General features: G+C 67.8%; 20 protein-coding genes. 14 read left to right on the forward strand and 6 right to left on the reverse strand.

Annotated features, from left to right (window positions below):
• Positions 1-33: 33 nt before the first annotated feature.
• Positions 34-1,206, forward strand: coding sequence for a hypothetical protein (locus tag C0R07_RS15180; RefSeq protein WP_146027620.1), 1,173 nt, complete (start codon positions 34-36; stop codon positions 1,204-1,206).
• Positions 1,207-1,227: 21 nt separating this feature from the next.
• Here C0R07_RS15180 and C0R07_RS15185 read toward each other — a convergent pair whose 3' ends face one another.
• The 3 genes from C0R07_RS15185 to C0R07_RS15195 all read right to left on the reverse strand — a co-directional run bounded on the left by C0R07_RS15185 (position 1,228) and on the right by C0R07_RS15195 (position 3,578).
• The gene (locus C0R07_RS15185; protein ID WP_070470723.1) at positions 1,228-1,635 is read right to left on the reverse strand and encodes a response regulator; all 408 of its coding nucleotides are present in this window, start codon (positions 1,633-1,635) and stop codon (positions 1,228-1,230) included.
• Between the two features lie 116 nt (positions 1,636-1,751).
• Positions 1,752-2,402: a response regulator transcription factor gene (locus C0R07_RS15190; protein WP_102789333.1), complete on the reverse strand. Its 651-nt coding sequence runs from the start codon at positions 2,400-2,402 to the stop codon at positions 1,752-1,754.
• A 204-nt stretch (positions 2,403-2,606) separates the two neighbouring features.
• A complete protein-coding gene (locus C0R07_RS15195) occupies positions 2,607-3,578 on the reverse strand; it encodes an AraC family transcriptional regulator (RefSeq protein ID WP_167390386.1) in 972 nt (323 codons plus the stop codon).
• On the opposite strand from C0R07_RS15195, the gene C0R07_RS19765 reads away from it, so the two are divergent.
• The 3 genes from C0R07_RS19765 to C0R07_RS15210 all read left to right on the forward strand — a co-directional run bounded on the left by C0R07_RS19765 (position 3,577) and on the right by C0R07_RS15210 (position 5,980).
• Positions 3,577-4,662: a hypothetical protein gene (locus C0R07_RS19765; protein ID WP_167390387.1), complete on the forward strand. Its 1,086-nt coding sequence runs from the start codon at positions 3,577-3,579 to the stop codon at positions 4,660-4,662. The two genes, C0R07_RS15195 and C0R07_RS19765, sit on opposite strands and share 2 nt — an antisense overlap.
• Positions 4,663-4,711: 49 nt before the next feature.
• Positions 4,712-5,101, forward strand: a complete 390-nt coding sequence (locus C0R07_RS15205) for a phosphatase PAP2 family protein (RefSeq protein WP_254427871.1) — start codon at positions 4,712-4,714, stop codon at positions 5,099-5,101.
• 294 nt (positions 5,102-5,395) lie between these two features.
• Positions 5,396-5,980 (forward strand): fasciclin domain-containing protein, encoded by a 585-nt coding sequence (locus C0R07_RS15210; RefSeq protein WP_070470713.1) that lies wholly within the window; start codon positions 5,396-5,398, stop codon positions 5,978-5,980.
• A 198-nt stretch (positions 5,981-6,178) separates the two neighbouring features.
• On the opposite strand, the gene C0R07_RS15215 is transcribed toward C0R07_RS15210, so the two are convergent.
• From C0R07_RS15215 to C0R07_RS15225, 3 genes are all read right to left on the reverse strand, one after another.
• The gene (locus tag C0R07_RS15215) at positions 6,179-7,033 is read right to left on the reverse strand and encodes an OmpA family protein (protein ID WP_102789348.1); all 855 of its coding nucleotides are present in this window, start codon (positions 7,031-7,033) and stop codon (positions 6,179-6,181) included.
• 77 nt (positions 7,034-7,110) lie between these two features.
• Entirely contained in the window at positions 7,111-11,694 is a 4,584-nt protein-coding gene (locus C0R07_RS15220) for a YadA-like family protein (RefSeq protein WP_102789336.1), read from the reverse strand.
• Positions 11,695-11,906: 212 nt separating this feature from the next.
• On the reverse strand, positions 11,907-12,896 hold the full coding sequence (locus tag C0R07_RS15225) for a helix-turn-helix domain-containing protein (RefSeq protein ID WP_070470709.1): 990 nt from the start codon (positions 12,894-12,896) through the stop codon (positions 11,907-11,909).
• Between the two features lie 809 nt (positions 12,897-13,705).
• Here C0R07_RS15225 and C0R07_RS15230 point away from each other — a divergent pair.
• From C0R07_RS15230 to C0R07_RS15275, 10 genes are all read left to right on the forward strand, one after another.
• Complete coding sequence (locus C0R07_RS15230; protein ID WP_019184693.1) at positions 13,706-13,894, forward strand: Flp family type IVb pilin; 189 nt, start codon at positions 13,706-13,708, stop codon at positions 13,892-13,894.
• A gap of 99 nt (positions 13,895-13,993) precedes the next feature.
• Positions 13,994-14,539 carry an A24 family peptidase gene (locus C0R07_RS15235; RefSeq protein ID WP_019184694.1) on the forward strand — a complete coding sequence of 182 codons (546 nt, stop codon included), beginning with the start codon at positions 13,994-13,996 and terminating at the stop codon, positions 14,537-14,539.
• On the forward strand, positions 14,536-15,024 hold the full coding sequence (locus tag C0R07_RS15240; RefSeq protein WP_102789337.1) for a pilus assembly protein TadE: 489 nt from the start codon (positions 14,536-14,538) through the stop codon (positions 15,022-15,024). Before C0R07_RS15235 ends, C0R07_RS15240 begins: the two co-directional genes overlap by 4 nt.
• 19 nt (positions 15,025-15,043) lie before the next feature.
• Complete coding sequence (gene cpaB, locus C0R07_RS15245) at positions 15,044-16,081, forward strand: Flp pilus assembly protein CpaB (protein ID WP_046273549.1); 1,038 nt, start codon at positions 15,044-15,046, stop codon at positions 16,079-16,081.
• Between the two features lie 19 nt (positions 16,082-16,100).
• Positions 16,101-17,468, forward strand: a complete 1,368-nt coding sequence (locus C0R07_RS15250) for a type II and III secretion system protein family protein (protein ID WP_102789338.1) — start codon at positions 16,101-16,103, stop codon at positions 17,466-17,468.
• A 25-nt stretch (positions 17,469-17,493) separates the two neighbouring features.
• Entirely contained in the window at positions 17,494-18,771 is a 1,278-nt protein-coding gene (locus C0R07_RS15255; RefSeq protein WP_254427872.1) for an AAA family ATPase, read from the forward strand.
• A complete protein-coding gene (locus C0R07_RS15260; protein WP_070425289.1) occupies positions 18,756-20,108 on the forward strand; it encodes a CpaF family protein in 1,353 nt (450 codons plus the stop codon). The genes C0R07_RS15255 and C0R07_RS15260 overlap by 16 nt, the downstream gene beginning before the upstream one ends.
• Before the next feature lie 2 nt (positions 20,109-20,110).
• On the forward strand, positions 20,111-21,052 hold the full coding sequence (locus C0R07_RS15265; protein WP_070470705.1) for a type II secretion system F family protein: 942 nt from the start codon (positions 20,111-20,113) through the stop codon (positions 21,050-21,052).
• Between the two features lie 30 nt (positions 21,053-21,082).
• Positions 21,083-22,033 carry a type II secretion system F family protein gene (locus C0R07_RS15270; RefSeq protein ID WP_102789339.1) on the forward strand — a complete coding sequence of 317 codons (951 nt, stop codon included), beginning with the start codon at positions 21,083-21,085 and terminating at the stop codon, positions 22,031-22,033.
• 5 nt (positions 22,034-22,038) lie between these two features.
• The coding region (locus C0R07_RS15275) for a Flp pilus assembly protein TadD (protein WP_102789340.1) at positions 22,039-22,793 on the forward strand (755 nt) is incomplete at its 3' end.

The following is a 22,793-nucleotide window of genomic DNA, read 5'->3' on the forward strand; positions in this document are numbered from 1 at the left end:
CCGCGCCTTCTCTTTCTTCGCCACGGGCCCCCCATGCACTTGGACCAGCACCACTACTCCCTGATGCGCGGCGGACTGGTGCATCGGCTGCTGCAGGCCGCCGGCATGCTGCGCGGCACCGCCCGCCTCTCGCTGTGGATGGCCGCGGCATTGGTGGTGATCTCGCTGGCGCCGTTGGTGGTGCTGACCGCGCGCGCGGGCACCCTGTGGACGCTCCCCCCGGGCATGCCGTTGCTGGGGGACTACGCCACCCTCGCCCGCGTGCTGCTGGCGATGCCTCTGCTGGTGATTGCCGCACCGCGCTCGGACACCTTGCTGCGCAATGCGTTTCGCCAACTGACCCGCGCCGGCCTGGTGCCACCGCAGCGACAGGGCAGATTGACCGCGCTGCTGGCGAAGGTGCGCCGCTGGCGCGATGGCTGGCTGCCTGAAGCGCTCTGTGTGGTGATCGCATGGCTGCCGCTGTTGTTCGGCACGGACAGCGTGAGCCTGCTGCCGGGCGTCGCCGACTGGCGCCTGGAGCACGGTGCATTGACGGCCGCCGGACGCTGGTACGAATGGGTCGCCGTGCCGCTGTTCCGGCTGGTGGCGTTGCTCTGGCTATGGCGCTTCGTGCTGTGGACCGGCCTGCTCTGGCGCCTGCCGCGTGTAGGGCTGGCACTGCACGCAGAGCACCCGGATGGCGCTGGCGGTCTGGCCTTCCTGGGCATGGCGCAGGAACGCTTCGCGGTGCTCGCCCTGGCCGGCGGCATCCTGGTCGCCGGTGCGTGTGTCAATCATGTTCACTATCTGGGCGAGAGTCTGTATGACCTGCGCCACCTGCTGGCCGGCTATGTCATCGGTGCCACGCTCCTGCTGGTGGCGCCGCTGCTGGTCATGATGCCGAGCATGATGCGGGCCAAGCGCCATGCGCTGTACCGCTTCGATGCGCTGGGCAACCGCGCCGCGGCGCTGTTCGACCAGCGCTGGCGATCAGGGTCACGACAGGAGGCCGACACGGACTCCCTGCTGGACCATGGTGATGCATCCGCGTTCGCTGATTTCAGCGGCGTCTACAAGGGCCTGGCCAGCATGTCGGTGCTGCCGTTGAACCGCTGGAATCTGCTCTGGATCGCCCTGCACGCCGTCGTGCCTCTGCTGCCGCTGGTGCTGCTGGCAATGTCGGTGGATGAGCTGGCCCGCAAGCTGCTCGGCATCCTGGTCTGACGGCCCTCGCCATTAGCGGGATCAGCCCTTGCGCAGGCCGCGCAGCGAGCGCGACACGAACGATTCACCCTTCAGGGCGGCCGCCACCGCCGGCAGCAGGTCATCGCCTGCGTCGGATTTGAGCACATAACTGCACGCACCCAGGGCCATCGCCTGCGACACCATCTGGGGCTCGGCATGCACCGTGATGAACACCACGCCCAGCACGGGGCGTTGCAGGCGCAGCCGACGTGCGGCTTCCAATCCATTCATTTCCGGCATCGCGATATCGGTGACCACCACATCCGGCAACATGCTCTGCGCCGCCTGCACCAGCGAGGCGCCATCCTGGACCAGGCCAATCACCTGGAACTGCTGGGACAGCAAGCCACGCAGCTGCCGCCCCATCGCGCATCCATCTTCGGCCAGCAACACACGGACAGCATTCATCGCACTCGCCCGCTCGATGCCTGCCACGATGGTGTGGCCAGACACAGTACGGTAACAAGGGAAAAACAACCGGTGGCGGGCAAGTAAATCTACTTGCCCATCCGCAGGCGGGCGGCCTAGTGACGGATCAGACCTTCCAACTCGGCCTTGCGCACCAGCTCCAGCGTGCCGTGCACGCCCAGCTCCTGCATGATCGCGTACTTGTGCGATTCGATCGTCCGCACCGATACCCCAAGCTCGTAAGCGATCTGCTTGGAGCGCAGGCCGCGCGCCACGTATTCCAGGATGCGCAGCTGCTTGTCGGTCAGTACGTACTGGCTGCGACCCGATGCCACGATCGCGTTGGCCGCCAGTGTCGGGGTCACATAGGTCTGGCCGTCCATCACCCCATTGATCGCGCGGACCAGTTCATCGCCGGCCGCGCTTTTGAGGATGTAGCCCCGCGCACCGGCCCGGATGGCCTCGGCCGCCATGCTCGATTCGTCGTGCATGGTGAGGAACACGAAGGGCGTCAGGCAGCCCTCGCTGCGGGCCTGACGCATCACGTCGATGCCGCTGATACCGGGCATGCTGATGTCAGAGACCACCACGTCCGGCGATTCGCGGCGTAGCGAGTCCAGCAGTTCCTCGCCGGAGGACACCAGTACGATCGATTCGAAACAGTCCATCAGCAATCTCTCGATACCCTGCGCCACCAGCATGTGGTCATCGGCGACGACCACCTTGCGGAACGGTACGGACATCGGCTGCGCGCACGAAACGCCCATTGCATTGTCTCCATTGGTTTCAATCTTCCCCTGATTGACCTGCAGGTGCGACCGCCATCGCCCACTACGCCGGGCGTGATGGCATCCCGTTCTGTCGTCCCGGTGCATCTGCAGCCAGCCGAACATGCGAGCCTCGCCGTGATGGGATCGTGATGCGATGCATGCCATCACGGCGCTCGACCCGCAGCGTGTTCAGGCCGGCATTCAGCGTCTCAGCGTGTCTCGTGGACATTCCCCGAAGACATTCCGGTAAGTCACCGAGAAGCGTCCGAGATGCCCGAAGCCCAGCCGCAGGGCGATGTCCGTCACGCTGTCGTGCGCGTCAGCCTGCAGCAATGCGCTGCGCGCGCGGTTCAAGCGGGCCAGCTGGTGCCAATGGCAGGGCCCATGTCCGTAGGCATCACGAAACAGACGTTCGAGTTGGCGTTCGCCCACGCCCAGCGCGAGCGACAGGGCGGCACTGTCGAAGGGCCGGTCCAGATGGGCTTTCAGATAGTCCTCGGCCCGCTGCACCACGGCGGCGCGGTGGCGTTCGATCCAGCTGCCATCGGCACGTCGTTGCGGCCCGGCATCGGCGGCACTGACGGCATCCACGAACACGCCCAGCAGCACCGCCGACTGCGCCGCCAGCTGCTCCGGCGTGATCAGGCCCTGCCAACGGGCGGCCGTGTCCAGTGCGGAAAAGACGCCGTAACGCAGTGCCTGCGCGTGCGCAGGGGTGGCCGGTCGGCTGCACCAGCCACGGCGTGGCAGGCGCAGTTCGCGGCCTACCCGCGCCACGGCCTCGCGCTGCAGGACCTCGCGTGGAATCAGCAGCACGGCCCACTGCCAGCCCCCGGGCTGCGGACGCACGTTGAGCTCGCTGTCCTCGGCGAACACCATCACCTGGCCCGCGGGCACCCAGCGTCCGTTGGCCCACATCGGCTGCTGGCAGGACACGGCCATCGCCAGTGCGATCAATCCTTCGCCGAAACTGCCGCTGGCGAAAATCGGCAGCGTATAGGCGCCACTGTCCAGGCTGAACTCCGGAAAGACCAGCCGCTGCAGGCACGCGCGAAAGTGTCCGGCGGCGAGCAGACGCTGTTCGAAGCGGGTGTCGCGCACTACCCCCAGCAACGCATCGGCGTCGAAGCCATCGACGACGAAGCGGCTGTACGGGGCCATCGGTTCGTCCATGCCAGTTCCTCGAACAGGTCGGAAATCGGATAGCGCGACGGAGCGCAAGCTGTTTACATCGGCGCGATTGTGGGGCGGAAACGACATCGCTACAAGCGGTGACACGCTGACCCGCAAGCGTGAAACGCATCACATTAAGACCTGTCCGGGGGAGGCGTTGCGCGCCTCGGGGACGGGCCTCGATCCGAAGCTTCCTCACGCACCCACCGACGTCCACGTGCGCGTCAACGCGTCTGTTACGCACATCGCTCCTGTCGACAGCACCCGTGCAGCAGCATCGGACGATTCGGTCAGCCCCACCACCTCCACACACCCATCACCCGCGCTTCGCATCGCATTCACGCACGTCCTGCCGCTGCTGGTCGGCTGCCTGCTCGGCCAGTTGTTGCCAACGCTGGCGCAGATGCCCGGGTTTCGCCTGCACGTGCTGTGGATTCCAGGACCGCTCTTGATGGGCTGGTTGCTGTTCACCCCGCGCCCGCAGTGGCGCACCTGCCTGCTGGCGGCCGCGGCCGGTACCGTGCTGGCGTCCGTGCTGGTGCCGTTCGTCGGGCTGAGTGGGCTGGTGGCCAGTGCCGGTGAACTCGTCCTCGTGGCCGCCGCGGCCTGGCTGCTGCTGCGCTGGCGCGGCACGGGTTCGCCGCTGGAGGGATATCGCGATATCGCGTTGTTCGTCGTGCTCGGGGGCATCGCGCTTCCCGTATGCGTGGCGTGGTGGCAGATGCTCGTCTTTCCCGATGCGCCCCGCGGGCTGGCACCGGGCGTGCTGCTCACACGGCTGCTCTGCAGCAGCGTGAGCTACCTGCTGATCGTGCCGGCGGTGGTCAACATCGCGCGGGTGCTGCAGACACCGGAACGTCGGGCCGGCTGGCGTTGGCGTACCGTCGCCGTCGCCGTGCTGCTGCTGGGCGTGCTCGGCGTGATCTGGGGCATGGACTGGCCCGAAGGGGTCATGACCCCGCTGCTGGTGCTGGCCCCCATTCCGCTGCTGATCTGGGCGTTGATCGCTCGGATGCAGTTCGTGGGAGCCAGATTCCCGACGCCGAACGCCACAGCGTGGTCGAGCTCCAGGACCAGCTGTTGACGGTGTCCAATGACATCCGGTCGACCATTACAAGCGCACACGCCCCTTCGTGTTCTACAAGGAAGGCACCTGTGCGCCCGCCGATGAGGCCTCCCTGCGGAACGACGGCTCCTATCCGTCCGGGCATACCGCCATCAGCTGGAGCTGGGCCCTGCTGCTGACCGAGCTGAGCCCGGACCGCGCCGACGCCCTGCTCGCACGTGGCCGCGCGTTCGGTGAAAACCGCCTGATCTGCAACGCGCACTGGCAGAGCGACGTGCTCGAAGGGCGTGCGGTCGCTGCCGGCGCGGTGGCGGCCCTGCATGCCAATGCTGATTTCAACCGCGACATGACGCTGGCGCGGGCGGAGATCCAGTCGCTGCGCAGCAACAGTGTGCAGCCCAGCAACTGCGAGGCGGAGAAAACAGCGCTGGCCATCCCGATTCCCGGGGTCCTCTAGCGCACGGCCGTGCGTGACCCGCCGACCCGTGCCATCCTGCGCCGATCTCCCCCGAAGGCGCAGCGCATGGCACAAGTCCAGATTGTTTCCGATGGCGTGAACTACTTCATCAGATCCGCAGTAGCGAACAGGGCCGATGAACCTCGCACCCGGGCGCCGCCATCGCACCGTGCAGACACCATCCTCACCTGCGCCTGACAGTTGAAAAATAGTGTGCTCCGCGTGCATCCGCCCCGCCACTCCCGCCGTAGCTAAGGGTGCGTCATACCGGCGCATCCATTTGGGAGTTTGGTCATGAAGATCCAGTTCGCAGGCCTTGTACTGATCGGCTGTCTCGCCGCCGCCGCTTCCCCGCTCGTCTTCGCGCAGGCCCCTGCCCCCATGATGGGTGCGCAGCACAGCAATCCGAAGGTGGGCGGCGCGGCGATGTATGCCAACAAGGACATCATCGACAACGCCGTCAATTCCAAGGATCACACCACGCTGGTCGCGGCGGTCAAAGCGGCTGGCTTGGTCGATACGCTGAAGGGCCCCGGCCCGTTCACCGTGTTCGCGCCGACCAATGCGGCCTTCTCCGCGCTGCCCAAGGGCACCGTGGAGGGACTGCTGAAGCCGGAAAAGAAGGCCGACCTGACCAGGATCCTGACCTACCACGTCGTCCCCGGCGCGGTCACCAGCACCGATCTGATGGCCAAGATCAAGCAGGGCGGTGGCAAGGCGAGCCTGACGACGGTGGAAGGTGAAGCGCTGACCGCCCGTGTCGCCGGCAAGGGCATCACCCTGACGGACAGCAAGGGCCAGGTCGCGCAGGTGACCATTGCCGATGTGAAGCAGAGCAACGGCGTGATCCATGTGATCGATAAGGTCCTGATGCCGTAACCGGAAAAGGCGGCCGCAGATCGCCTGCGGCCGCCCCGGGTGGGAGGAAGAGATGACCTGGCGCGCCGTCTTCAGAACGATGACGGGGGAGACATCACGCTGTGCGGACGACGCGCCAGGTCAAGACGGTCCCTCGCCGGCGCACGGGTGCGCCGACGGGGTATGGGCAGAGAGGTGAGCAGGCGGCCCCGTGCGGCTTCAGCGCGGCAGTGCCTTGCCCGACAGTTCGACGCGCCGGTTCGGTGCCAGACAGACGATCAGGGCCTTGCGCTGCGCCTGCTCGCACTGCACCAGCGGATCGGCCTTGCCGCGCCCTTCGGCGATGATGGCCGCCGTCGGCACTCCGCCGGCCACCAGCGCATCGCGCACGGCTTCAGCGCGCCGCTGCGACAGCACCAGGTTGTAGCGGTCGCTGCCGATCCGGTCCGTATAGCCGATCACCTGGATGGTCTGCACCCGGCTGGCATCCCGGACCTGATGCAGCAGGGCGTCCACGTTCCGGCGCCCCTCGGGGGTGAGCACGGCGCTGTCGAAGGCAAACATCGCGTCGGCTGCCAGCCGCAGCGGCTCGCTCGGCATCGGCGCGGGTGCGGGGGGCGTCGGGGGGCGCGGCGGATCAAGCACGGCCGCACAGGCCTGCGGCTTCCAGTGCGCCGCCTGGGCGATCCCCTTTCCATCGAAGTCGACCTTGAACTGGCAGGTGAAATAGTCCCCGCCCGGGCCGCTGCGGAAGTTGAACAGGTAGTTCCATTCGCGCACGCCCCACATGCCCTCGCCGAAATGCGGGGTGCCCAGCAGGGCGTACAGTTGGCGCTTGCTCATGCCACGGGCGAACAGGCGCAGAGTGTCGACATCCACGAACAGGCCCTCCTTCAACGTGGCTTTGCGGGGATCCGGGAAGTTCGCCGCATCGGTGTCGGCGGTGTCGGCGGTCGCGGTGGACGGTGTGGTGCGTTGTTCGCCGTGGCTGGCGCAGGCGCCCAGCAGCAGCGCCGCCAGGCTCAGGCCCAGTGACCGCAACAGCGGCACCTGGGTGGTGGATGTGGACTGCATGGACATGGTGTTCCCCCTGTATGCGTTGAATGCGGACCGCAGGTCCGGTGCCGGCAGCGCGCCGGCACCGGAGGCGGTCACCACTGGATGCCGGCACCTACCGCGACACCACCATCGCCGCGGCTGTTGGTCGAACCGCTGAACTTGTAGATCCAGCGCCCGCCTTCGGAGACCCCCGAGATGCCCACCGCCACGCCGGATTCACCGTTGAAGCTGCCGGCGGCGAGCGAGGCCATGCTGCGGCCGGCCTCATAGGGCTGCGGCAGGGCGGCCACCGCCATCGCCGAGGCGACACCGGCCGAGGCACGGTTGTCGGTCTTCTGCAGGTTGCGGTCGAACGAGTCCATGCGCTCGTCGGTGTAGGCCTTGGACCAGTCCAGGGTCTGGGCCATGCCGCTGCGCAGCTGGTCCACGTTGACGGCATCGGTCCCGGCGGTACCCGGGGCGACGTTGCGCACCGTGGTCGGCCCGGTAGCCGTGCTGCCCAGGGTCACGCTGTTGAGGTTGGTGGTGCCGTTGACGTTGGTGTCGTAACGGATCGTGCCCTGCTGGGAGGCCTGCAGCTGGCGGACGTTGACCGCGTCGGTGGCGTCGCTGCCATCAGCCACGTTGGCGATCTGCCGCTCCGCACCACTGCTGCCTACCGAGACCGTGTTGGCCCGATTGGCCACCGAACCGGCGCCCAGCGCGACGCTGTTGCTGCCCTGTGCGCTGGCTCCGTTGCCCAGCGCCGTGGCGTTGTTGCCCGCGGCGGCGGCGCCGGCACCACCGGCCACGGCGTTGTCGCCGGAGGCCGAGGGCGCAGCCAGGTTCTGCGTGTTGTTGACCTGGAACATGCCGGAGGTACCGTTGTTGATGTTGTTGATCTGCGTATCCGTGTAGGCCTTGGACTCGTTGATCGCGTAGTTCACGCCGTTCTGCAGCTGGCCCACATTGACCGCGTCGTAGCGCTCGGAACCATCGGCCACATGGGTGACCTTGCGCTCGGCCCCGGTACTGCCGACGGCCACTTCGCCCACCGAACTGCTCGCCCCGGTCTGGCCGTAGGCACCGGTGTACCCCGTCTGTGCCCCCACGCTGGCAACCGAGCCGGCGCCGAGCGCAACGCTGTTGTCCGCACTGGCGCTGGCGCCGTCACCGATGGCCGCACTGCCGCTTCCGGCGGCGCTGGCCAGCGGCCCGATCGCGATGCTGTCGGCACCGCCCGCAGTGGCCGCGCCCTTGGTCGAGTTCACCTGCACGTACTGGCTGTTGCCACCCGGCTGGATCTGGTCGATGCGGGTATTGAGGTTGGTCAGCGAGGCATCCACCGCCGAGAAGGCCACGGTGACGTCGCTGTAATCGTTGGCGATGACACTGCCGTCGGTGGCGATGGAGGAGATGCGGAAGGTCGGCGCCGTCCAGATCCCGGTGTTGCCGTCGAAGTTGGTGGTGCCGCCGAAGTACCCCACCAGCGCATTGTTGGTCTGGAACAGCTGGTTGCCATTGACCGCATCCAGGCTGCCGGCCTGCACGCGACCCTCGGCCAGGTTGGTCAGTGCGACCGCCGCGCCACTGGCATCACCGGCCAGGGTGATGGTGTTGGTGGCATTGCCGCTGGCATCGGCGTCGTACTTCACCGCCAGGCGGTCCACGGTGTCGGTCTGGTCGGCGACGTTGGCCAGCGAGGTGCTGACCGCATCGAAGGCACTGCCGACGTTGTCATAGCTGCCGGCGGTGACCTGGCCATCGCTGGCGACGTTGTTGATGGTGTAGCTCGGCGCGCTGACCATGCCGGTGGCGTCCAGCGCCGCCCCACCGCCGAGGTGGGTGGCCACGGCCTGGTTGGCGGCGAACAGCTGGGCCCCGTTGATCGCCTCGCTGCTGCCGGCCGTGACGCTGCCAGCTGCGAGGTTGCTCAGCGTGGTCGCACCGCCGCCGTTGCCCAGCGTGGCGCTGGCGTAGTTCACGCTGCCATCCGGGTTGAGGTCGTAGCGCAGCGCGCCCTGTTCGGAGGCTTCCAGCTGGCCCAGGTTGACTGCATCGGTGGCCTCGGTGCCCGCGGCCACGTTCGCCACCTGGCGTTCTGCACCGACCGCACCGACGGACACCGTGTTCTCGCGGCCGGCCAGTGCACCGGCACCCACCGCGACGCTGTTGGCGGCCGTGGCCGAGGCACCCGTGCCGACCGCGATGCTGTCCAGGCCCGCGGCGGCGGCTTCTGCCCCGGTCGAGTTGATCTTCAGATAGCGGCTGCCAACACCGTTGCGGATATCGGTGATCTGCGTGTTGAGGTTGACCAGCGAACCATCCACCGCGGAGAAGGCATCGCTGGCGTTGTCGTACACCCCCTGCGCGACTGCCCCGCCGGTGGAGATCGTGGAGATCTGGAAGCTCGGTGCGGTCCACGCGCCGGTGACCGGATCGTAGGCAGTGACGCCGCCGAAGTAGTCGACAATCGCACTGTTGGTGTCGAACAGCTGGGCGCCGTTGATGGCCTCGGTGCTGGTTGCGTTGACCGCGCCGTTGGCGAGGTTGGCGATCGTGGTGGTGCCGGTGCCGCCGCCGAGGGTGACCCGGCGGAAGTCGGCGCCGCCCGCGCCATCGTCGTCATAGGTCACCGCGAGCGTGCCGACCGCATCGATCTGCGAGATCGCGCCCTGCAGCTGGGCCACGTTGACCGCGTCGGTGGCGGCGCTACCGGCAGCCACGTTGCTGATCTGACGCTCACCACCGGCGAAGCCGACCGAAACTTCACCGGCCGACACCTGCTGCCCGTTCAACCCGTAAGCACTGTAGCCGGCCTGCGCGCCGCGGTTGGCGGCCGATCGGTACCCCAGCGCCACGCTGTTGGCCTGGTTGGAGGTGGCTTCCGCACCGAGGATGGTCTGGCCGTTGGCGGTGCCCGTCGCACTATCGCCGACGACCACGGAATGGCCCATGCGCGCGGCGTAGTCGGCGGTCGGGACGCCGGTGGGGTCGGTCGGATCGTTGAGCCCGGCGCCGGGGAACGCGATGCTGGCGTCCTGCCGCGGCAGCTCATGACGTGCGTTGGCGCCGATCACCACTTCCTTGGAGCCGTTGGCAAACGCCCCATCGCCGACCAGCACCTGGTAATCCTGCGCGGCATTGACCGCCCAGCAGTCCACGCTGGCCACCAGCAGGTTGAGGCACTTGTTCGACCATGCCGGCGACCCGTCCGGCAACACCAGGCCGAGCAGGCCGTTGGGATCGCCGTTGTTGATGTTGTAGATGTAGCTGTCGGAAGTGACGCCGCCGATCAGGGTCAGGTGCGAGCTGCCACCGGTGCTGGCGTTTCCCAGTCCATCGAGCAGCGTGCCGACCGGGCTCAGGTTGACCACCGGCAGGCCCAGCACGTTGGTGACCGAGTAGGTCTGCATCACGTTGGCGCTGCTGACTGCCAGGTTGCCATTGCGCACGTAGCCGTCGCCGCCCAGCAACCCCTGCGCGGTGGGTCCGACCAGCTGCGAGAGCGAGCCGACCAGGCCACCGGTACCGATGATCAGCCCGGCGTTCGGATCGGCCGGCGCCGGTCCCTTCGGGCTGCCCGGCGGAAGCGCCGTCGGTGCCGGGAACACGGTACCCAGTATCGGCGTGGTGACCGCGCCAACCGCGCCGAGCACGGGAGTCGTGATCGCACCCACCGTCGTGCCGACGCCATCGAGCAGGCCGCCGACCGCACCGCCCACACCGTTCAACAACCCACCGAGCGCGTTGCCCAATCCGTTCGGCGCCAGCGCCATCGAGCTGGTCTGCACGGCGCTGACGCCGGCATCGACGAGCTTGGGATTGCGGTCGGCCGCATCGACCACGTGGCCCAGTGCATCCACGCGCACACCACCGGCGACATTGCTGGCCAGCGACACCTGGACCGCGTCCGGGGCATCAGGCGTGACCGTGGCCTCGGCGATCAATGCCGCCTTGGCCTGCACCTCGGCGGCCGCAAGGCGCGCCTCGGCAGCCGCATCGACCTTGGTTTCCAGCGCCGCCTTGAGCGGGGCCGGCGCAGCCGCAACGGCCACGTTCGCTGTCGCGTTCGCATCGGCCCTCACGGCCAACCTGCCATCGGCGGTGGCAGCCAGTCGCGCATCCGCCTTGACCGGGGCCTGCACCGCTGCTGCCGACGGTACCAGCGTGGCCACGGCGTCGACGGCGGCGTGTGCATTCAGTGCTGCTCCGTTGCCGGTGCCGCCTGCAAGACCCAGGTCGGCCAACACCGCCACCTGTGCGGTTGGTGCGGCGACGCGCCGGGGCAGCTCCGCGCTCAACTGCGCGGCGGTCTGCACCTGCAGTGCCGGCCGACCGTGGGCTGCCTGTGCACCCAGGTTGAGGTTGACGTTGGCATCCACGCTCAACAGTGGCGTGGTGCCACGATCACGCGCGGCCGCCGCCAGCGCCACTTCTGCATCGAGCTTCACCGGCAACGGCGCGGTGTACTTGGCAGCCAGTGCCTGCAGGTCGGTGAGTGTCTGGTTCTCGCTTGCCCATGCACTGCCCGTGCACAGCGCCAGCGACAGACCCAGCGAGAGCACCGACATCGGCACCTTCAGGTGCACCACCACCGGTCCGGCGGCCAGGCTGCCGCGCGCAGTGGCGATTTCGGACACAACCACCAGGGCATTCAGCCGGTGGCTCCACACCAATCGAAAGATACGGTTCATCAGGTATTCCCCCGTGTACGGACGCGTTGAACATCACCGGTGCCTGACGGCACGTGGATGTCATTACAGTCGAGGGGTCAAACCGCGAGCACTTCATTCCGGCAGCGCAAGCGTGCGTTCCGGCAAGAAGACGGGGAAAACCGGCAGCGGCATGGACAATTTCGGCAGCTTGCCGAATATGTGCAGGGCAGACGGACGGATCGCGTTTCCGGTCAGGCCGGACTGCCCATCTGCGCCGGTGCGCGCATCAGCGTATCGCGGGGGAGCTCGCCGAATACCCGGCGATAATTATCGGCAAACCGCGACAGGTCCCATAGCCCGCAACTCAATGCGATCGCCTTGACCGACTTGCGGCTGGCATCGGCCATCGACAGGCCGCGGCAGGCCGCGCACAGGCGCAGCATCGAGAGATAACGGTTGGGCGAAGTACCGAACAGGTCTTCGAAGGCATACCGCAACGCGCGCTCGCTGACCCCGGCCGCGTCACAGATTTCATTCATATAGATATAACGACGCAGATTGAGCCGCATGAAATTCTCGGCGCGCTGGGCGATCAGATAATGCGTGCGCCGGCCCCGGCTGCAGGTGGGATGGTCATCGCTGCCGGCGCCCAACAGCGCCTGGATATGGTCGTGCAGCAAGGTGTCCACGGCGTCGGCCGGCAGCGCCCCGCCCTGTCCAAGAAGTGTTTGCTGGACCTCACCGTAGCGTTGCACCAGTCGCGCTGCGTTGCTGCCCGCGCCGGCCTGGAACAGGGAAAGGGCCTGGCCCGAGGGCAAGGTGCTGCGCAGGCTCAGCTCGGTCAGCTTGCGCTGCACGCGCTGCATCGGCGCGAGCAGCAACGTCAGGTGGGTGCCGGCGCTGAGCGTGAACTCGCTGATGCCCTCCGGCAGCACGGTCAACGCCATCCCGGCGGCCAGCGGCATGCCATGGCACCAGCTGACGTTCTCATCGGTGGCGTGGATCAAGCCGAGCAGGCACCAGTCCTGGGGCAGCATGAAACGACCGCGGAAATGAAACCCGCTCACCGCGGTGCAGAACAATGCCTCGTCGTGCACCTGCGATTCGATCGCAGCACGCGGGCCGTTGCCATCGAGCAGCACCATCTCCAGATCGCACACGCGCAGCACACCGCTGAGCGAGGCCAGGTCGAATGCCCGCAGCCCGCTGTCGATCTGGTCTTCCACCACACCATCTACCATGACAGTGATGCCCCCTTTGGCCTGGTTACCCGGTGCCTGCGCCGCATGGCCACCGGGTGCGCACTCCTGCGTTTGCTGCTGCGCATTCTGTTACGGCCAACCCGCCGTGGCGATGCCCGCCAGCCCGCCCAACCCATCGTTCGTGACTGCAGCTAAATCGTTCACTGATCGCAGCTAAATCATTCAGCCGATGCGGCAGCGATTGTCGGCGAAGCTTTCGATGCGCATTTTTGGCAAGTATGCCCGAACTGGACGCCAGGTAAACAGAATCATAATCGCCGTCACAAATGTGTCCGGATCCGTTGAAACCCAACGGTCAAGCGCGCTCGCATACTGTCAAATAATTGACATCACGCCGCCCTCACATAATCTCTACCCGCACTTCACTTTGCCGCCATTACATCAGGCTCATGCACGGCGGTCATGCAGTGCGAAGTTTCTAAAGTTGAAACCGCGCCTGCCGATTTTGTGTATTGGATCCCACGTGATTCGTCGAGCATCGTATTCAGGACGCGCGGCGATACCGTCGCGGCGATTGAAAGACAAGGGGAACGCCATGGACAGCAATCTTCGTACGCACTGCCCTCATTGCCGATGCCGCGCTTCGGCGGCAATGACCGCACTGTCCAGCGCGATCCGCCTCCAATGACGTCGCCGGGCTCCGCCCGGTCGATAGCGCAGGCCTGCAAGGGCCGCACCGCGCAGGACGCGCGGTCGTGATGGAGGTCCTGGCGGAGCCAGGCAACACCATCGGTACCAGGGGCTGTATCCGCCCGTTCGGGCTCTGATTGGGAAATGGAGAAACCGTCATGAATGCATCCGTTCGCAAGTTCCTCGTTGAAGAAGATGGCGTGACCGCGCTCGAGTACGGCCTGCTGGCTGCCGTGATCGCGGGCATCCTGGTGGCGGTAGGTAAGGACCAGATCACCGGATTCTTCGAGAATCTGTTCACCAAGCTGGGTGAAGTGGTCGACGACGCAACCGCAGCGGCGGCCTGATCGACTGTCGTTGACTGCCTGCGCTGTCGCCCGGCTCTCCCGCGGCGACGGCATGGCACGCAAGTGTGTCGTACGACCGATTCGGGGGACATAACGCATATGGAACTCCTTCCCCTGGTGGCATTGCTGCTCGGCGTACAGGTCGCCATCCATGACCTGTACGCCCGACGGGTGTCCAATCGCGGGTTGCTGTTGGCCACGGGCGTGGCGCTGGTCGCGCTGGCGTGGCAGTGGTGGATGGCCGGCCGCGGATTTCCGGGCACGCACCTGCTCGGCTTCGTACTGGGATTGCTGTCGCTGCTGCCGTTCTATGCCATCGGCTGGATGGGTGCCGGTGATGTGAAGTATTTCGCCGTGCTCGGCCTGCTGCTTGGCGCGGCGCCATTGCTTCCGATCTGGATCATCGCCAGCCTGCTCGCCGGTGCACATGCCACATGCGTGATCGTCGCGCGGCGCATCGCGCCTGCGTTGTCCCATTCCGGTCCGCGTCCCGAGACGGACAATGCGGTCTCGCGCCGCCTGCAGCCGGTGATCGCGCAGTGGCGGCAGGCGCGCCAGGGCCGGGTCGGCATTCCCTATGCGGCCTACCTGGCCTTCGCCAGTATGTGGTGGGTCCTGCAACAGCCATCCGGAGGTGCCGCATGAGCATCACCGCCGGCCACCTCGGCCGCCCGACGCGCCAACGCGGCATCGCGACCCTCGAATTCGCGCTCATGCTGCTGTTCGGCCTGTTGCCGCTGCTGCTGGTCACCTATTCGGGCGTGATGATCATGGCCGCGCAGCAGACGCTGTCGGCAGCGTCTGCGGAAGGCGCACGTGCTGCGTTCCGTCATGCCACCCCGACCGAACGCCGTACCGCCGCCTGCGTGGCCGCGCGACGCTCCATGCAGTGGCTGCTCACGTACGCCAGGCAGACGCCCGATTGCGCCGCGGCTGGCGCGCCCCCGATCACCGTCTCCACGCCCGCGCCCTGCGCCGACCTGCCGGCCGCGCAATGCATCCGCGTGGAGGTGAGCTACGACTACCGCGCCCACCCCTTCCTGCCCGGCACGGGGCGCGTGTATGGCTGGGTAATGCCAAGGGCGCTGCGCAGCACCGCGGTCGCCCAACTCGACCTCGGCGGCAACTGATGACCCTCCGGAGAACCGCATGCTCAAGTTGACCCGCATCGCCGCGATCCTGTTGATCGGCCTGGCGGTGATCCTGGCCATTGTCGCCTTCAGCGTGAGCCGCCGCGCCAGCGAGGCGCCGCCGGGCACGCCGGCGACCGCCACTGCTCCCGCACAACCTGCCACCTGGCCGGTGGTCGAGGCGGCCGGCGCCTTGCCGGCCGGGCGACCGATCACGGCCGAGGACCTGCGCATCGCCGGCCATCCGCAACGCCCGGTGGGCGCCTACACCTCGATCAACGCACTGGTCGGCGCGGTACCGACCCAGGACATCCCGGCCGGCACCCAGATCCAGACCGCGCAGATCGCACAGGGCTTTTCGCTGCGCCTGAATCCCGGCGAGCGCGCACTCGCGGTGCCGGTGGACGAACTGGTGGCTGCAGGCAATCGCATCCAGCCGGGCGATTTCGTCGATGTGTTCCTCAACCTGCGCGCGTCGGGCGGGTTGCGCGACGACGGTGACGCGCAGACACGGCTGCTGTTGTCGCGGCTGCGCGTGCTCAGTTATGGCGCCGATGACCTGCAGAGTGTGGCCAGCGTGCCCGCCGATGGCAGCGCGCCTGCGCCCGCCGACAGCCGCGCACAGGACATCACTGGCGCAAACGCGTCGGCCGGCGCATCACGCAATGATGGAACCACGCCACCGGCACGCAGCGCGGTGCTGGCGGTGCCGGTCGCCGAGGCGAACCGGCTGCTGCTCGGCGCCCAACAGGGGAAGCTGTTCCTGGCGTTGCGCAACCCGGCCGACATCGCGCTGCCGGACCAGGCCTTGTTCCCCACGCCCGGCCGTGTGCTCAGCCCGCGCCGCGAGCTGTCCGCCGAGGAGCGCCTCGCCCTGCAGCGCCCGGAAAACGATGCCTACGCCGGCATCGACACCGACGCCCTGGCCGGACGCGGGCGCAGTTCCACCGCGGCACTGCCCGTTCCCGGCAGCGCACCGCGGCGCGCGGCACCGCGCCCGGACCGCGGGATTGAAATCATCCGTGGCGACATTTCCTCCCACAGCGGGTCGCGTTAAGCCCATGCCGAGACAGCCCATGACCGAACGCCCCACCCTCACGCGCCGCCTTTGCCACGCCCTGCCACGCTGCCTGCTGGCTGGCGTGCTGATCGGCAGCCCGTTGCTGGCCAGTGCCGACGCAGAGCTGGTCCTGCAGACGCGTGAGCAGCGACCGTGGTCGTTGCCGGCGAACCTGGAGCGGGTCGCCATCGCCGACCCCAGCGTAGCCGACGTGGTGATGCTTCGTGGCCGCGAGGCACTGCTGGTCGGCAAGGCACCCGGCAACACGACGCTGCTGCTGTGGCGCAACGGCAATCGCGAGCCGGAACGGCTGCAGGTGGAGGTGCGCAGTGCCGTGCAGGGTGCGTTGACCGCCCAGGGCGGTGGCACCGGGCTGGTCGTGCAGGACGGCCAGGGCCTGCTGCAGGGCCTGAGCCCTTCGTTGCTGGACCACCAGAACAGTGTCAAGGCCGCGGCGATGGCCGTGGGCAAAGAGGGCCAGCTGGCCGATATCTCCACCATCGCCACGGGTGGCGTGGTCCAGGTCGAGGTGAAGATCGTCGAGTTCAACAAGTCGGTGCTGCGCCAGATCGGCATGAGCTTCGGCAACAAGAACTTCAACCGCAACAACGGCTTCTATTACGGCATCACGCGCCCCGGCGCGACCCTGCCCGGCGTGCTGCCGGCGGGCGAATCGGCGGGCCCCGACGACGTCATCATCACCAACCCGCTGTCGTCGGCCTTCGGGCTGGTATTCAAATCCCTCACCCATGGCTGGGACGCCAACATCGACCTGCTGCAGAGCAACGGCATGGCCCGCGTCCTGGCCGAACCGACCCTGGTTGCGTTGTCCGGACAGAGCGCCAGCTTCCTTGCCGGCGGTGAGCTGCCGATCCTGGAACCACAGGGGCTGGGCACCACGACGGTCACCTTCAAGCCGTTCGGCATCGGCCTGACCGTCACCCCCACCGTGCTCGGCCCGAACCGCATCGCACTCAAGGTGGCGCCGGAAGCGAGCGACCTGAACTACGCCGCCGGCATCACCTACAACGATGTGCAGGTGCCGTCGATCACCACCCGCCGCGCCGACACCACGGTCGAGCTGGGTGACGGGGAAACCTTCGTGATCGGCGGGCTGGTCAGCAACAACGTCAGCTCCAACGTGGACAAGGTGCCCCTGCTCGGCGATCTGCCGATCATCGGGTCGTTCTTCCGCACCCTCAATTACAAGAAGGAAGAAAAGGAGCTGGTCATCATCGTCACCCCGCGGCTGGTGCAGCCGTTGGCCCAGGGCACCGAGGTGCCGCTGCCGGGCCAGCGCGAGGCATCGCCGAACCTGCCGGTCTGGGGCGCCTGGCTGTTGAGCCCGGCATCGTCGGACCAACTGCCCGGATTCTCGCGCTGAGCCCAATGCCAGGAACCTTCCCGCCATGTCCGCCACCCTGCAGCTGGTCCAACCACGGGATGCTTCAATGAAGCTCGTGCTGTTTGCGCCGGACCGCGAACTGGCCACCCTGCTGTCGGCCTTGTTGCCGTCGCTGGGCACGGTGCAGTGGCTGGACAGCGCAGCGCCGGCCTCGGCGCTGGAACCGCTGCGCGACACCGGCTGCGTGGTGCTGCTGGACTACAGGCACGAGAACGCCGCCTTCTCCGCGGCCCTGACCCGGCAGCTGCAAGCCCAGGCCCCGGAGCTGCCGCTGGTGGCGATCGGCTCCACCCACGCCGATCACATGGACGGCGTGGTCGCCGCGTTGCGCGCCGGCCTGCGCGATCTGCTCGACCTGGACAGCGCACCACAGGACATGGAAGCAGTGCTCCGTCGCGCTGCCGCGCTCGCCGCGCAGGGCCGCAGCAGCGTTGCGGTGGCGCCACCGGCGCGCGCACGCATGGTGCTGCTGCTGGGCGTCCGCCCCGGCGTGGGCAGCAGTACCCTGGCCGCGCATCTGGGCGTCCTCGCCGGCCAGGCCGCGCTGTCCAACCCGTCAGCGGCCGGCGATGCCGCACCGGCCGATGCCGGTACGCTGCTGCTGGACCTGGGCCAACCCACCGGCGACCTGTCGCTCTACCTCAACGTCGACCCCAGCTTCCATTTCGACGATGCGCTGCGCAATGCCGCCCGCATCGATGCCACGCTGGCGCGCACCGCGATGGCCCACCATCCAGCCGGCGTCACCCTGCTCGGCCAGCCACCCGGCATGGAAGGCACCGCATTGCCCGACCCTGGCATGTTGATGCAGCGCCTGCGCAGCGTCTTCCACACCGTCCTGTGCGACCTGGGCGGCGTGCCGCTGCGCCAATTGCCGGTGTCCGTGCTCAACAGTGCCGACGAACTCTGGCTGATCGCCGATCAGTCCATCGGCACCCTGGTCTCGCTGGACCAGATGCTTCGCCACCTGGCCCAGGTGGGCGCGCGCGATGCCCGGCTGCAGCTGATCATCAACCGCCATGACGATGCCAGCGGCCTGAGCCCGGCGCAGATCGCGGCACGCTTCGAACTGCCCCTGTTGGCAGTGCTGCCCGATCGGCCCACACTGCGTTCCAGTGCCAGCCATGGCCGCCTGCTGCTGCAGGACGCGCCGCGTGATCCGTATGTGCGTGCCCTTGCCCCGCTGTTGTCGCACCTGGATCCGACGGCCCCCGCGCCGGCCAGGGGCTGGCGGGAACACCTCGCCCTTCGCCTGAGTGGTTCCCCATGGAAGACAAAGTGACTCCGTTTCCGTCCACCACCGCCCGCGCCGAACCCGGTGCCGACGCCGAGCACGGCGTGCAGCCGTTCGAGCAGACCGAGCAGTACCAGAAGGTGCTGATCGCCGCGCACGAGCACCTGCTCAACAGCATCGAGGACGAGCGCATCGATATCGACGCGTGGGCACCGGACACCGTGTCGCGCTACGTGCACGCGCAGACCGCCGGCTTCGTGCACGAGTGGCGGATTCCGATCAACGAGGCCGAGAAGGACATCGTCGCCAATGCACTGGTGAAAGAGCTGACCGGCTTCGGCCCTCTTGACGATCTGCTGCATGACCCGGAGATCGAGGACATCCTGATCAACGGCTACAAGGACATCCACGTCTCCCAGGGCGGCATGCTCAAGCGGGCGCCGCAGCGCTTCAGCGATGACAGCCATCTGCTGCGCATCCTGCGCCGGATCCTGGCCCCGCTCGGCCGCCGCCTGGATGAATCCAACCCGATGGTGGATGCGCGGCTGCCCAACGGCGGGCGCCTCAACGCCATCATCTCGCCGTTGGCCGTGGATGGGCCGATGGTCTCGATCCGGAAGTTCCGCAAGGATCCGTTCACCCCGGACGAGCTGCTGCGCATGGGCACGTTCGATCGGCCGATGCAGGCGCTGCTGCATGCGATGGTGCTGGGCCGCTGCAACATCCTGGTCTCCGGCGGCACCAGCTCGGGCAAGACCTCGCTGCTCAATGCCCTGGCCAACTACATTCCCGCCAACGAGCGCGTGATCACCGTCGAAGACACCGCCGAGCTCTCGCTCAACCACCCGCATGTCGTGCGTCTGGAAAGCCGTATCGGCGGTGCGGACGGCAACGGCGCGATCAGCATCCGCGACCTGGTCCGCAACAGCCTGCGCATGCGCCCGGACCGCATCGTGGTTGGCGAAGTACGTGGCGCCGAAGTGCTGGAAATGCTGCAGGCGATGAACACCGGCCATGACGGCTCGATGGCCACCATCCACGCCAACTCGCCGCGCGATTGCCTGTACCGCATCGAGATGCTGGCAGGTTTTGCCGGGTTCCAGGGCAGCGAAGACAGCCTGCGCCGGCAGATCGCCAGCGCCATCGACTTCATCGTGCAGATCTCGCGGCTGGGCAGCGGCCGTCGCGTGCTGGTCTCGATCACGGAAATCACCGGCGTCACCGACAACATGATCGCCACCCAGGAGATGTTCCGCCACGAGGTGCAGATCGATGGCGACGGCAAGGAGTACGACCGCTGGGTCGGGCTCGGCTTCCAGCCCCATTCGCACAAGCTCGAACCGTTCCGGCGGCAGCTGCGCGAAGCACTGGGCGGAGGCTTCTGAGGATGGCCTTCGTCCTGCTCCTGTGCAGTGCGGCGCTGATACTGGTGGCGCTGGCCGTAGAGCTGTGGGGCGGCGCGGCCGCGCGCGAGCAGCGCCGGCTGTCACTGCAGCACGCCGAACAGCGGCTGTCGCGACCGGACACCGCCCCGCGCCTGGCCGGCATCAGCGACGCCCCGCCCCCGCCGATGCCGGTCACCAGCACCCCGGCCGGCCTGCCCTGGGACGCGCTGATGCGGCGCGCCGCGCTTCCCACCGGCTGGCGGGTGCCACTGCTGATCGTCGCCGCTGCGGCACTGCTGGCCTGGATCGCCAGTGCGCGGCTTGGCACGGTGTGGGCCGCGCCGATCGTACTGGTGCTCAGTGCGCTGGCAGCCTGGTTCTGGGTATCACGGCGGATCACCCGGCTGCAGACCAAGCTGCTGCGCCAACTGCCGGACTTCCTCGACAATCTGGTGCGCCTGGCCGGCCTCGGCAACAGCCTGCAGATGGCCTTCCAGACCTCGGCCGCGCAGATGCCGATGCCGCTGCGGGGCCTGCTCGACGCCACCGTGTCCTATACCCGCAGCGGCCTGGACCTGGACCGCGCCCTGGCACAGGCCGCCCAGCCCTATCGGCTGGAAGCCCTGAACGTGCTGTCGGTGGTGCTCGGCGTGAGTGTCCGCATCGGCGGCCGCGCCGACCAGATCCTGCAGCGCATGGCCGACTTCATGCGCGACCTGGACCAGGCGCAGCAGGAGCTGATGGCCACCACCTCCGAGACCCGCATGTCGGCCTGGGTGCTCGGCCTGCTGCCGCCGATCAGCGCGGTGCTGATGGCGATCACCAGCCCGGACTTCTTCCAGCCGATCATCCAGGAGCCGCTCGGCCACAAGCTGCTGCTGTGGGCGCTGGGGCTGGAACTGATCGGTGGCTTCCTGCTGTACCGGCTGGCCAAGTCGATATGAGCGCCCGCCCTTCTTCCACCGGGAGTCTGCATGAGCACTAACGGCTGGTGGATCGCCACGTTGTTGGTCCTCGCCGCCGGCGTGGGCCTGCTCGGGCTGCGCGGCTGGGTGCTGAGCGGCCGCGAGCAACGCCACCGGGACGCCCTGCAGGCCGCCCTGCGGCCGCGCGATGCCGCCGGCGCCCCTGCCCCGGCCCAGCAGCCGCCGGTCAGCCTGCGCCAGCGCTGGCTCGCTGCGGTCGCCGCGCTCGGCCAGCGTTTCAATGGCGGCCGCATCGAAGCCGCCCTGCTGGCACCGGAAGACCGGTTGCTGCTCGACCAGGCCGGCTGGAACACCAACGCCGGCACCGCGATCTTCCTTGCCCTTCGGCTGCTGATCGCCGTGGCCACGCTGGTCCTGGTGCTGGCCTTCAACCACAGCACCGGCTTCAGCCGCGCGATGGTGATCTTCGGCGCGCTGGCCTTCGGCATCCTGTTGCCGAAGTTCGCCCTGCGTGCGTGGGCGATGCGCCTGCGCAAGCAGGTCTCGGCGGAATTGCCGCTGCTGATCGACCTGCTGCGCCTGCTGCAGGGCGTCGGCTTCAGCATGGACCAGAGCCTGCAGACCCTGGGCGACAAACTGCGCAACGCGATCCCGGTCCTCGGCCGCGAGATCCACCAGGCCAACATCGCCTACATGCACGGGCGCAGCCGCGAGCAGTCGCTGCGCCGGCTGGGCGAGTCGTTCGACGACGAAGACCTGCGCAGCCTGGTGCAGCTGATCCTGCAGGTCCACGCACATGGCGGAGCGGTGCAGGAGCCGCTGCGCCAGTTCAGCATCCGCCTGCGCGAACAGCGCCGTTCCACCCTCAAGGAGAAGGTCGGCAAGCTCTCGGTAAAGATGACCGTGGTGATGATGTTGACGTTGTTGCCGGCGCTGATGCTGGTGCTGGCCGGCCCGGCCATCATCGCCCTCGCCTCCGCCCTGACCAAACTGGATTGAACGCCATGCACCACGCCGTGCTTTCCCGCCTTTGCCTGCTGCTCGCCGCGACTGCCCTCTGCGCGGCCTGTTCGAACGTGCGCAACGGTTACCGACAGGATCCGATGGCACTGGCGTCGCCCGAGGTGGCCCCGCAGGACGACAAACAGCTTTACCTCGAGCTGATCTCCAAGATGCAGCAGCAGGGCGCGTACTACGCCTCGCTGGCGCACGTGGAGGCGTATCGCCAACGCTATGGCGACAGTCCCCAACTGCGCCTGTTGAATGCCGATGCACTGCGCGAAACCGGCCAGCGCGAGGCGGCACTGTCCATGTACGGCAGCCTGACCAGCGGCCCGCAGGCGGCCGCGGCGTGGCACGGACTCGGCCTGATCGCCGCCCGCGACGGCGACGCGGCACGCGCCGAGCAGGCATTGGCGAAGGCCGTGCAGTTGCAGCCGTTGAACACCGGCTACCTCGGCGATCTGGGCTTCGCCCGGTTGCGCGCCGGCGATTGGACCCGCGCGCAGGAGCCGCTGGCCAAGGCCGCCGAACTATCGCCCGGCAGTGCCAAGGCCAACGCCAACCTGGCGGTCTGGGCGCTGCTGCGCGGCCAGAACGACATGGCCGACACCATCATGCGCAACGCGCGCCTGACCGACAGCGCGCAGGCCGAAGTCCGCCGGATGGCGGACCAGCTGCGCCAGCAGGCGGCGCCGGCGCCGTCGGTGCAGCGTGCCCCGGCCAGCGTCGCCACGGCGGCCGCCGCGCCCGGCAGCGG

The organism is Stenotrophomonas bentonitica, from assembly GCF_002887735.1.
GTDB lineage: Bacteria > Pseudomonadota > Gammaproteobacteria > Xanthomonadales > Xanthomonadaceae > Stenotrophomonas > Stenotrophomonas bentonitica_A.

Coding starts and splice junctions, on each gene's coding strand:
- C0R07_RS15180 (WP_146027620.1), top strand. CDS start 34: ATGCACTTGGACCAGCACCACTACTCCCTGATGCGCGGCGGACTGGTG.
- C0R07_RS15185 (WP_070470723.1), bottom strand. CDS start 1,635: ATGAATGCTGTCCGTGTGTTGCTGGCCGAAGATGGATGCGCGATGGGG.
- C0R07_RS15190 (WP_102789333.1), bottom strand. CDS start 2,402: ATGGGCGTTTCGTGCGCGCAGCCGATGTCCGTACCGTTCCGCAAGGTG.
- C0R07_RS19765 (WP_167390387.1), top strand. CDS start 3,577: ATGCCAGTTCCTCGAACAGGTCGGAAATCGGATAGCGCGACGGAGCGC.
- C0R07_RS15195 (WP_167390386.1), bottom strand. CDS start 3,578: ATGGACGAACCGATGGCCCCGTACAGCCGCTTCGTCGTCGATGGCTTC.
- C0R07_RS15210 (WP_070470713.1), top strand. CDS start 5,396: ATGAAGATCCAGTTCGCAGGCCTTGTACTGATCGGCTGTCTCGCCGCC.
- C0R07_RS15215 (WP_102789348.1), bottom strand. CDS start 7,033: ATGCAGTCCACATCCACCACCCAGGTGCCGCTGTTGCGGTCACTGGGC.
- C0R07_RS15220 (WP_102789336.1), bottom strand. CDS start 11,694: ATGAACCGTATCTTTCGATTGGTGTGGAGCCACCGGCTGAATGCCCTG.
- C0R07_RS15225 (WP_070470709.1), bottom strand. CDS start 12,896: ATGGTAGATGGTGTGGTGGAAGACCAGATCGACAGCGGGCTGCGGGCA.
- C0R07_RS15230 (WP_019184693.1), top strand. CDS start 13,706: ATGAATGCATCCGTTCGCAAGTTCCTCGTTGAAGAAGATGGCGTGACC.
- C0R07_RS15235 (WP_019184694.1), top strand. CDS start 13,994: ATGGAACTCCTTCCCCTGGTGGCATTGCTGCTCGGCGTACAGGTCGCC.
- C0R07_RS15240 (WP_102789337.1), top strand. CDS start 14,536: ATGAGCATCACCGCCGGCCACCTCGGCCGCCCGACGCGCCAACGCGGC.
- cpaB (WP_046273549.1), top strand. CDS start 15,044: ATGCTCAAGTTGACCCGCATCGCCGCGATCCTGTTGATCGGCCTGGCG.
- C0R07_RS15250 (WP_102789338.1), top strand. CDS start 16,101: ATGACCGAACGCCCCACCCTCACGCGCCGCCTTTGCCACGCCCTGCCA.
- C0R07_RS15255 (WP_254427872.1), top strand. CDS start 17,494: ATGTCCGCCACCCTGCAGCTGGTCCAACCACGGGATGCTTCAATGAAG.
- C0R07_RS15260 (WP_070425289.1), top strand. CDS start 18,756: ATGGAAGACAAAGTGACTCCGTTTCCGTCCACCACCGCCCGCGCCGAA.
- C0R07_RS15265 (WP_070470705.1), top strand. CDS start 20,111: ATGGCCTTCGTCCTGCTCCTGTGCAGTGCGGCGCTGATACTGGTGGCG.
- C0R07_RS15270 (WP_102789339.1), top strand. CDS start 21,083: ATGAGCACTAACGGCTGGTGGATCGCCACGTTGTTGGTCCTCGCCGCC.